The following is an 11,641-nucleotide window of genomic DNA, read 5'->3' on the forward strand; positions in this document are numbered from 1 at the left end:
GACGACCAGTATTTCTCTTTTGATGCTTCAAGTAAAATTTACTCGGTAAAAGATATTTTGAGGTATTAAGTTGCATATCTCATTTATTTTTTGTACCTTTGCCCTCGAAAAGGGGGAGAGGTTGCCGCAGGTGGCTGCTCCCTTGTAACATAAGTTGAACAATTAAAATAGAAAAATAAGAAACAGAAAGAATAAAACTTTAGACATATAATATAATAATATACAAGCGTTTACGATTATTTGGAGTCTCTTGAAATTTGGCGATTGATAATTGAGTCCACGTAATAGATAAAAGTGAATGCTCACGCTCATAAGGCGTGAGCTAAACTTATCTATGTGGACAGGTCACGCCAAATACCTTAGAGACTGATAAGTGAGGCTTACGCCTTTCTTATATAGTTTCGCCAACAAGGTATTTGTCTCTTCTGCATTGTTTTAGTAAGCCTGGAAGTTTGCCCAAGCATAGCAAAAATGTGACCTGCTAATTCCGATAAAGTTTACGTTCATAATCCCTTATAAGCGACGATGAAACAGGAAATCCCTTATTCATCTGCGCAGCTCTTGTATTATGCCTGGCAGTTGTCACGCAATAGGGGCGGTGCAGATGATGATAAGTTGACGGGTGTCTTGTCGGAGGCACGTGTCGATCTGAACCCCCATCAGGTGATGGCGGCTCTTTTTGCATTCCAGTCTCCTTTCTCCAAAGGTGTTATCCTTGCCGATGAGGTGGGATTGGGAAAAACGATAGAGGCTGGTATTGTTATCAGCCAGTTTTGGGCTGAACGTAAGCGTCGTATCCTCATCGTTGCTCCAGCAACCCTTCGCCGACAGTGGAGCATGGAGCTGGAGGAAAAGTTCTTTCTGGATTCTTTTATTCTCGAAAAGAAAAAGGGGATTTCTTTAGACCATCTTTCCGATGGCAAGCAAATCTATATCTGCTCTTATCAGTTTGCTTCCAGACAAGCCGAAATCTTGTCGCGCACTCATTGGGACCTGGTGGTTTATGATGAGGCTCATAAACTGCGCAATGTTTATAAGTCAACCCCTTCGATGGCTTCCCGTCTGAAATCCGCTTTTTCTGATAGTCATAAACTCCTCCTTACCGCCACTCCGCTTCAGAATAACATTGAGGAATTATATGGTCTGGTAAGTATCATCGATGACCATTACTTTGGTGACTTGAAGAGTTTCAAGGCTCAGTATTGCTATAGTAACAAAAACGATGATATTGCTTTTGGTGATCTTCGCAGGCGTCTTCGCCCCATCGTGCATCGCACGCTTCGCAAACAGGTTACGGAGTATGTAAAATATACTTCCCGTATCCCGATGGCGCAGGAATATTATCCTGCCGTTGAAGAGCAGAAACTCTATAATCAAATCAGCGAGTATCTTCGCCGTGATGATACTTACGGATTACCAACCAGTCAACGTCAGTTGATTACACTGATATTCCGCAAACTCATGTCTTCCTCGACCTTTGCCATCGGCTATACGCTCAAAACGCTTATCGACCGTTTGCAGACCAAGATTGCTCCATATTCTGCCGATAAACCGCAAGGCTGGTATGGGGAAGATGGAAAAATAGCTATGGTTGCCGAAGATATGTTGGGCGATGATTGGGATGAATGGAATGAGCAGGATGAGAACGAACAGGAAGGAGAAATCCTTACTTCCGATGAGATAGAAGGTATCAAGGATGAAATCAAGGAACTCCAACGTCTATATGATCTTGCTAATAGTATCAGTAGCAATAAAAAAGGTGATTGCCTCTTGTCGGCACTCCATACCGGCTTTCAGAAGATGGAAGAGTTGGGAGCCAACCGCAAAGCAATGATATTCACGGAAAGTACCCGTACCCAGCTCTATCTGAAACAGCTTTTAGAGGAGAATGGTTATATGGGCAAGATAGTCCTCTTCAATGGTTCCAACAATGATGAAACTTCCCGAAAGATATATAAGGCATGGAAAGAGCGGAATATAGGCACATCAGCCTTAACCCCTTCTTTGTCGGCAAACAAGCGCCAGGCTATTGTAGATTATTTCAGAGACGAAGCCGAAATCATGATTGCTACCGAGGCGGCATCCGAAGGTATCAACCTTCAGTTTTGTTCGCTTATCGTGAATTACGATTTGCCGTGGAATCCTCAAAGGGTGGAACAGCGCATAGGTAGATGCCATCGTTATGGACAGAAGAATGATGTGGTGGTGTTCAATTTCATCAATAAGGCAAATGCTGCTGATGTGCGTGTGTTCCAACTGCTTTCTGAGAAATTCCATCTCTTTGATGGTGTCTTCGGTTCCAGTGATGAGGTGCTGGGTAGCATCGAGTCGGGGGTTGACTTCGAGAAGCGGATGCTCAACATCTATCAGCAGTGCCGTACTCCTGAAGAAATCAATGCAGCCTTCGATCAGATTCAGCAAGAGATGGATGCGAGTATCAAGGCAACGATGCAAGATACGCGCAAGCAACTGCTTGAAAACTTTGATGAGGATGTGGTGGGACTGCTGAAGATTCGCCAAGGCAAGGATATGGGAAATCTGAATAAGTTCCATCGCTGGCTTTGGACGATAACCATTGCTACGCTTGGTAAGGAGAATGTAGAAGTGGTTGATGAAACCAATCTCGTCTTTCGCTTGAAGCATAATCCTTATCCTGATGTGGCAGCAGAATGTGGCATGTATCAGATAACGACGCTCCAATCGCAATACATCAATTATCGTTTGTCGCATCCTTTGGCTCAAAAGGTCATTGCTTTGTGTAAGCAGGATATACAAAGCCAGCAGAATCTCCTCTTCGATTATAGCCGATATCGTTATAAGGTGGCAGATATAGAACAATGTGCTTATGAAAGTGGATGGCTTCAGGCTCATCTTGTTTCTTTTATATCCGAAGGACAACAGGAACAGCACATTGTGCTGACGGCACTTGCGGAAGATGGAACGGCTTTGGGTCAGGAGTTTGCTGAAAAACTATTGAATGTTCCAACGATAAGTACTGGAAATGTTCGTGTGCAGGAGGAAGCAAGCCGGAAGTTAGCATTCCTGTATGATAACCGGCGAGCAGCCTTGACCGTTCAGATAGAAGAACGAAACAAGGCTTTGCTTGATGCCGAAATTCAGCATATCGAGAAATGGGCAGAAGATCAGCAGCTCACTTTGGAGAATGAACTGAAAGACATCAAGGCTAAAATCAAGGAGAAGAAAAGATTGTTGAGTCGTTTGGAGAATGCACAGCAAACATTGACCCTGGAAAAGGATTTGAATACCCTTACTCGTCAGCAGAAGCGTAAGCGAGCCGAAATCTTTGAACTTGAAGATGAGATAGAGGAGAAGCGAGACGGAATGATAGACAAAGTGAAGGCATTTATCCAGCAGCATATTACGGAAGAAGAACTCTTCTGCGTGCATTGGACTTTAAAGAAATGAAACGGAATCAAAGCAAAAATAATATAACTAAGAAATAAACAATGACACAATACGAACAGAAATTTAGAGATATACTTGCAGAAATACTGCAACTCGACCAAGCCGAACTCGACTTTGGTATATATCGCATTATGAATCAGAAGCGTAAGGATATCGAGGCGTTCTTGAACAATCGCCTTGTTCCTGAAGTTACAAAGATTTTGAAGGCTCAAACTGCTGCAGGAACTGATATTTCTGCCATGGAGAATGAGGTGTTTTCTCATTTGGCTAAATTCTTTAGCCGTTATTATGAGGGTGGCGATTTTATCTCTAAACGTCGCTATAAGGACGATGCCTATGCCATTCCTTATAGCGGTGAGGAAGTGAAGTTGTATTGGGCAAATGCCGACCAGTATTACATCAAGACTTCTGAGTATTTCAAGAATTACTCGTTCGTGTTGCCGACCAGCCGTCGTAAGGTACACTTTGTTCTTCGTGATGCGGATACAGAGCAGAACAACAACAAGGCAGCCAACAATATGGAGCGCCGTTTCCAACTTTGTGAAGAGGACTGTATCGCAGAGGAAGATGGTGAGCTAAACATCTTCTTTACTTATGAGCTGATGCCGAAGACTACCAAGCAGGATGCACTTATCAAGGATGCTGAGGCTAAGATTGTTTCTTCGTTTGCAGAAGAAAAATATGCCGACTTTGCAGAGTTGGTCAATGAAAAGGTGCCAACAGAAAAGAATAAGGAACGCACTTTGCTGATGAAGCATCTGCAAGACTATACGGCAAAGAACAATTTTGATTATTTCATCCACAAAGACTTGGGCGGTTTCCTTCGTAGAGAACTTGATTTCTATATCAAAAACGAGGTGATGTTTTTGGATGATTTGGATGCCATTCATATCATGGAGCATTTGGCACAAGTGAAAGCCATCAAGTTGGTAGGAGAGAAGATTATCACCTTCCTTGCCCAGCTCGAAGACTTCCAAAAGAAGTTGTGGCTCAAGAAAAAGTTTGTAGTCGGTTGTGATTATTGTATCACGCTCGACCGCATTCCTCGTACCCTTTATTCTGAGATTATAGCCAATGATGCCCAAAGACAAGAATGGGTTCGCCTCTTTGCCATTGATGAAATCAAAGGGGATATGATGACCGAGGGCTATAGTGAGCCATTAACAGAAAAGTTCCTGGAAGACAATCCTTTCCTTGTGCTTGACACCAAGTTCTTTAGTGCCGAGTTCAAGCATAAACTCGTGGGAAGTATGGAGAAAGTGGATGAGGAGTGTAATGGATTGCTGATTAATAGTGAGAACTTCCAGGCTTTGGAGCTGTTGCAGGAAAAGTATAGAAAAGGAATTAATTGCTTCTATTTTGATCCTCCTTACAATGCACCTTCAAGCCTAATTTGTTACAAGAATAATTATAAAGATTCTTCTTGGATTTCAATGATGGATAGTAGATTAGAATTAAGTAAAGAACTACGTGGAAACAGAGCATCTTATTCTATTGCAATAGATAAATGGGAGCACAATAATCTGTATGATTTATGCAAGCAAAAATTTGCTGATTCCGATGTTGTTGACGTTGCAGTTGAACATAACAAGAAAGGAACTATGGGGGATCATTTCTCTTACTCAAACGAATATGCAATCTTTGTTGTTTCTAATAACATAAAGTATCTCAACGAAAAGATACGTGATAGAAAAGATTGGGAATATTCAAATTTGAGAAACTGGGGAGGTGAATCTTTGCGTGGAGATGCAGCAAATTGCTTCTATCCAATATATATTGAAGAAAATGAAATTATAGGTTTTGGAAAAGTTTGTGAAAATACATACCATCCAAAGGCAAATGAATTCGTAACAGGGCTTGTCAAAGTTTATGTTAGTGCCAAAGAGAAACCGCAGATAATAAATGCGGATGAGAGAGAAATAATGGCGATATATCCAATTGACAATGATGGCGTTGAACGAAAGTGGAGATATGCTTTTCAAACAATAGAACAACTTTTGCCATATTTGCAAATTAATTTGCCAACAAACAGCAGTAACAGTTATCAAATATTTATGCCAAAACGTAGTGATAAATACAAAACTATGTGGTATGATTCTAAATACAATGCAGGAGATAATGGAACAACTGTCTTGACAAATATGGGATTGGGCAATGCATTTACTTATCCGAAATCCGTTTATCTTGTAAAAGATTGTATTTCTGCTATTTCTAACGAAGGAGATGTTGTTATGGATATATTTGCGGGTTCTGGTACAACAGGACACAGTATCCTCATGTTAAATAGAGAGGCAAAGGCATATCAGAAGTTGCGTAAATGCATACTTGTAGAAATGGGATTGTACTTTAATACGGCGACCAAGCCTCGCATCGAAAAAGTAATCTATTCCGAGGATTGGAAGGATGGCAAGCCTGTTTCCCGTAAAGGCATTTCTCAATGCGTCAAGTACATCCGTCTGGAGCAATACGAGGATACCCTAAATAATTTGCAGCCAAAGAACCAGCGACTCGACTTCGATAACGAGAATGGCAAGGGCGATTTTGAGGAAACCTATTTCCTCCGTTATATGCTCGATACAGAAACCAAGGGAGATCTCTTCAACCTGGAATGGTTTAAGAATCCGTTTGCCATGTCTATCAAGACAACCAAGGATAATGAGTTGGTAGATACCCATGTTGATATGGTGGAAACCTTCAACTATCTTATCGGTCTGAATGTAGAGACGCTCCGTTATCCTAAGGATGGCTACTGTGTGGTGGAAGGAACTACTCATATCGGCAATGAGCGAACTCTCGTGATTTGGAGAAACTGCAACAAGGTGAGCAACGAAGACTTGAATGAATTCTTCCGTAAGCAAGCCTACTGCACCACAGACTCAGAGTTCGATAAGATTTATGTAAATGGTGATAATACATTACCGAATATCAAGACGGATGAGGAGCATTGGAAAGTAGTACTCATTGAGGAAGAATTTAAGAAAAGAATGTTTGAATAGGTCTTATTATGGCTAAGAAAATACAGAAGAAAGGAAAACTGCAGCAGGCACTGGTCCTGTTTCATTATATCTTGCAGCTGTTTGGCTGTAAGGACTTGGAGGCTTTGTCTCGTGACCTCAAGGATCCAGCATTCGAAGGATTGAATGATGACCACGAGTCAAAACTCTATCATGAGCTTTGTCATAAGCTCTATGCAACAGGTCCTTTGTCCATAGAACAGTTGTACTTTTACGACCAGCATATCGTGAAGTTTACTGATGAGATTAACGAGAAGCGAAGTGAACCTATCAAGTGGAAGTACTTCCAGTATCTATCCCTCTTGTTCACGGAAATCTATCTCGACCAGTATTTCAGTAATCCGCAGGCACTTTGCGACAACCTGAATCGTTTTCTGCATGATGACTTCAATCATCGTGCAGAGACTTGGCATGAGTTACCCGACTTTACGGTTGATGACTTGAATAAGTTGGCTTATTGGAATGCTACCGGTTCGGGCAAGACTCTGCTGATGCATGTCAACATTAAGCAATATCAGGAGTATGCCAGGATTCATCATGCCAAAAAACTCAACCGCATCATCGTATTGACTCCGAATGAAGGATTGAGCCGTCAGCATTATGAAGAGTTGAAGGCTTCTAATATGGATGTTGCTATGTTCAGCAAGCAAGGTGTTGGTGGTTTATTTCAAGGCAAGGCTGTAGAAATCATCGACATCAATAAATTGGCAGATAAGGATGGAGATAAAACGGTAGCAGTTGAGGCTTTCGAGGGCAACAACCTGGTATTGGTAGATGAAGGTCACAAAGGTTCCAGTGGCGATGTCTGGATGGGGTATCGCCAGAAGTTGACCGAGGAAGGCTTCTCCTTTGAGTATTCCGCTACCTTTGGTCAAGCCATTTCTGCAAAGAGTAATGCCAAAGACCGGAAGGCGATGTTCGACCAATATGGTAAGGCAACACTTTTTGATTATTCCTATCGTTATTTCTATGCCGATGGATATGGCAAGGATTACCGTATCATGAATATGAACGACTGGAATGATGATGATCTGCTCAATATGTATCTTACGGCATATTTGCTATGTCTTTATGAACAGACTAAAATCTATCAGAGTGATATGCGGATTCATAACAGGTTTCTGGTGGAGAAGCCTTTGGGAATATTTGTGGGAAGTAGCGTAAAGGCTGTGAGCAAGGATAATAAGAATCAGGTATCGGATGTAACTCAGATACTCTTGTTCTTGCAGGATTTTATCCGGAATCGTACAGAGTTTTCAGGTTATATCCGTCGTTTGCTCAGTTCGGAAGATGGATTGAAAACAAAGAATGGTTATTCTGTATTTGGCAACTCTTTCCTGGCGCTTAAAGGTGGTTATCTCGTAGAAGATGACAAACAGAAGTTTGCCGAGAACATCTACGATGCTATCCTGCGGAATCTTTTCCACTCCAATATCCATGGTGCCCAACTTCATATCGATCTTCAAAAAGGAGGTTTTGAGGAGATTGGTTTGAGAGTAGGAAGTGCTAAGGAATATTTCGGAGTCATCAATGTGGGCGATGGTAAGGAATTGCTGAAACTCTTGCAGGATAAAGGATTCCTTTGCGAAACGAAAGCATTCGGAACTTCCAGCCTCTTCAATAATATCAATTCTCAAGATTCAACCGTTAACATCCTGATTGGATCCAAGAAGTTTACTGAGGGATGGAGCAGTTGGCGAGTTTCCGTGATGGGTCTGATGAATGTGGGACGCAGCGAAGGTTCTGAGATTATTCAGCTTTTTGGTCGTGGTGTTCGTCTGAAGGGATACAGATATTCCCTGAAGCGAAGCAAGATGCTGGATGCCTGCTATCAGGACGAGATGATTCCAAAGAATTTGTCAACCATAGAGACTCTGAATATCTTTGGCGTGCGGGCTGATTATATGGAAGCCTTCAAGGCATATTTGGAGGATGAAGGTTTGCCAACCAATGAGATAGACTATGAGAAGATTGTTATCAAAACCATTAAGTCAGTTGATTTAGACGCTCTTCATCTTTCATTGCCGAAAGTCGTGGATGGCTATAACTTCAAGAAGTCTGCCGTGGTGGAACCTGCCGATGAAAGCCTGATGAAAAAGGTGAATGTAAAACTGGACAAATATCCAAAGGTGGATTTGTTGAGAAGCAAGAATGTTCAAACTGCTAATGCTGCAAGTCGCTATATAGGTATTTTGGGACAGGAGCATCTGAATTGGATAGACTGGACGGAAGTGTTCTTTGCCTTGCAGGGTATGAAGGCAGAGCGAGGTTGGTATAATCTGGAATTGCGATTAGAAGACTTGAAGTATCTGATGGCAAATCCTTCCTGGTACGAATTGTCAATTCCTGAAGACCGTTTGAACTTTCATGATTTCGGAAAGAATGTGGAGTTGTGGCAGGATGTTACAATCAGTCTGCTCCGTGGCTATATGGATATGGCTTACAAGAAGGCTAAGTCGAAGGAAGAGCAAAAGCATCTGAAGGAGACGCGCGTTACCTATTATAATATAGGTATGCCTGATGAATATGAAATAGAGGTTCGTAACGACCTGCTTAATGTGGTGGATCATTTGAAAACATTGCAGGCGCAGGTGGAGGCCAATGAATTTGGTAAAGACTTAGTTCTTGATCCTCCTTATTTCAAGGCTTTGAATGTGGAGGAACATCTGTATAAGCCTTTGGTTTTCCTTGCAGAGAAAGATGTCCATGGTAATCGTCCTTATGTGGATGTTGTAACTGGTGAGCCAAAGTTGAAGGTGTCTCCTGTGGCATTAAACTTGGGAGAACAGAACTTTGTTACTTCTTTCCGTGAATATTGTAAGGCTCATCAAGACGATGTGCTGGCTGGTAAGCAGGTTTATCTGCTTCGCAATGAGAGTAAGAGGGGGTTGGGTTTCTTTGATGCAAACAACTTCTATCCTGATTTTATCTTATGGATATTGGATGGAGAGAAGCAATATATCACCTTCATCGACCCGAAAGGTATTCGCAATCTTAAAGGATTGGAGGATGATAAGATTCAACTCTTCAAGTATTTACAGACAGAAGTGGCTTCTCAGTTGGGCAACGTTCATCTGATGTTGAACAGTTTCATTATCAGCAATACGCCAATGGAGCAGGTTGAGTTTTGGTTGAAGAATCCATTTGAAAAAGGTGAATTCCAAAAGAATCATGTGCTGTTTAAGGATGATAAAGGCTATCTGGAAACGATGGTTGATATGATTTTGCAGTATATGTAGGAAAAAGTTTTTCTATTTTATTGTCACCTATTGCCACGCCTAGCTTGGGTTTATAACCACCATACTGCCATATCATTCACCGAACGGGTATCAAGACATGGTCAAGGGGATATACGCCACCTGTTCATCGTGGCATATAGACCCTTGTCACAGATTTACACAGATATTTACCTTATAACATAAAATATGTGGGTTCCTAACTTTTTCCGTAACTTTTCCCAGAAATCCCTTGCAGATATGAAAATAAAGTCGTAACTTTGCGGCATGGATATTTAAAACAGATGATTATGAAGCAGGTAGAAGAAAGATATATCAGTTTGCTGACCGACTTCGGTTTCAAGCGAATTTTCGGAACAGCAATGAACAAGGATTTGCTAATTTGCTTCCTCAACAGCTTGTTTAATGGCAGACAGGTTGTGAAGGACGTATCGTATCTGAATCCAGAGCACGTAGGAGATGTCTATACCGACCGCAGAGCCATCTTTGATGTATATTGCGAGGGCGAAAACGGCGAGAAGTTCATCGTAGAAATGCAGAATGCCTACCAGGCGCATTTCAAGGACCGTTCCCTCTTCTACTCAACCTTCCCTATCCGTGAACAGGCACCAAAGGGGAATGACTGGGATTTCAAGCTCAATCATGTCTATACTGTTGCACTGCTTAACTTCAGCATGAACGAGGATGCATTCGACAAGGAGAAAATCCGCCATCATGTGCAGTTGTGCGATACTGCTACCCATAAGATTTTCTACGATAAGCTGGAGTTTATCTATGTAGAGATAGCCAAGTTCAACAAAACGCTGGAACAACTGGATACGCTCTACGAGAAGTGGCTTTATGCACTGAAGAACCTCTACAAGCTTACCCAGCGCCCTAAAGAACTGTGCGATAAAGTCTTCGACCGCCTTTTTGAGGAAGCCGAGATAGCCAAGTTTACTCCGCAGGAAATGAGGGAGTATGAAGCTAGTAAGAAGGCATATCGGGATATCAAGAATTCTATTGATACGGCAAAACAAGAAGGGCTTGCTGAAGGTTTAGAAATAGGCATGGAAAAGGGCATGAAGGAAGGTATGGAAAAAGGTAGAGCAGAAGGCAAACATGAGGCAAACACAGAAACAGCACAACGGTTGCTGGCAATGGGACTTTCTGCCGAACAGGTTGCCAAAGCTACCCAGCTGTCTTTGGAAATCATTAAGAATCTGAGCAATTCATAAAAAAACAGAAAGCGGAGATGTAGATTACGAATGTCACCATATAATCAAGGATCTATACGCCACCTTTTCATCGTGGCATATAGACCCTTGTCGTTTCCCGTGAAGTGCGGGTGAATATACTTCTTTTACTTCTGCTTTCGCAAAAGAAAAAGGAAGAATAAATGCAAGTATTGCTAACAGCAACCGATTTTTTGTTGTCAAATAATTTACCATATCATTCATTTTTTTTTATCGTAAAGGTAAGCATCTGTCTCCAATTACAAGACAGGTATCCACCATAAAGCTAATTCATCCATTCTAACCGAAACTCACTCCAGGAAATACAAGAGGTTTGTCAGGAAGATAAATATGGATGCCAACAGCAAAAAGAAATAAAAGCGTTCTCTCTTGATGAAGTCACGAAAGCTATAGCGAGCCTTCCAATGATTCTCAAGATACATCCTATACTCATGTATCATGGCATATCCGAAGATAATACATAATATGAGTACAAACACCCCGATAATGATCAGGGCAAATTCTATCCTTGGTATAGTTTCTATTATTTCTTTCATGGCACAAAGATAGTGTTTTTCATCAAAAAAAGGTGGCGCATTCCCCTGTCAAAGTGTCTACTTCCTATGTTTTAGGTGTCTACTTCGTAGGAAGTAGACACCCATTTTAACGATTTATTCCCTTTTATTATGCGCAATACTGCGTTAAATTAATATTTAATCGTCTGTAAATCAATAACTTATATTAAGAAATG

Annotated in this window: 5 protein-coding genes; 4 read left to right on the forward strand and 1 reads right to left on the reverse strand. The window is 41.5% G+C overall.

Annotation, left to right across the window (positions count from 1 at the left end; all coding sequences use genetic code 11):
* Window positions 1–525: 525 nt before the first annotated feature.
* From ACQRBJ_RS06300 to ACQRBJ_RS06315, 4 genes are all read left to right on the forward strand, one after another.
* Window positions 526–3,426, forward strand: coding sequence for an SNF2-related protein (locus tag ACQRBJ_RS06300; protein ID WP_445303112.1), 2,901 nt, complete (start codon window positions 526–528; stop codon window positions 3,424–3,426).
* Window positions 3,427–3,467: 41 nt separating this feature from the next.
* A complete protein-coding gene (locus ACQRBJ_RS06305; protein WP_445303113.1) occupies window positions 3,468–6,422 on the forward strand; it encodes a DNA methyltransferase in 2,955 nt (984 codons plus the stop codon).
* Window positions 6,423–6,430: 8 nt separating this feature from the next.
* Window positions 6,431–9,679: a DEAD/DEAH box helicase family protein gene (locus ACQRBJ_RS06310; protein WP_445303114.1), complete on the forward strand. Its 3,249-nt coding sequence runs from the start codon at window positions 6,431–6,433 to the stop codon at window positions 9,677–9,679.
* A gap of 281 nt (window positions 9,680–9,960) precedes the next feature.
* On the forward strand, window positions 9,961–10,893 hold the full coding sequence (locus ACQRBJ_RS06315; protein WP_442224333.1) for an Rpn family recombination-promoting nuclease/putative transposase: 933 nt from the start codon (window positions 9,961–9,963) through the stop codon (window positions 10,891–10,893).
* A 33-nt stretch (window positions 10,894–10,926) separates the two neighbouring features.
* On the opposite strand, the gene ACQRBJ_RS06320 is transcribed toward ACQRBJ_RS06315, so the two are convergent.
* The gene (locus ACQRBJ_RS06320; RefSeq protein WP_445303115.1) at window positions 10,927–11,115 is read right to left on the reverse strand and encodes a hypothetical protein; all 189 of its coding nucleotides are present in this window, start codon (window positions 11,113–11,115) and stop codon (window positions 10,927–10,929) included.
* Window positions 11,116–11,641: the final 526 nt, after the last annotated feature.

The sequence above is a fragment of the Prevotella sp. SGI.167 genome (genome assembly GCF_050313615.1).
Lineage (GTDB): Bacteria > Bacteroidota > Bacteroidia > Bacteroidales > Bacteroidaceae > Prevotella.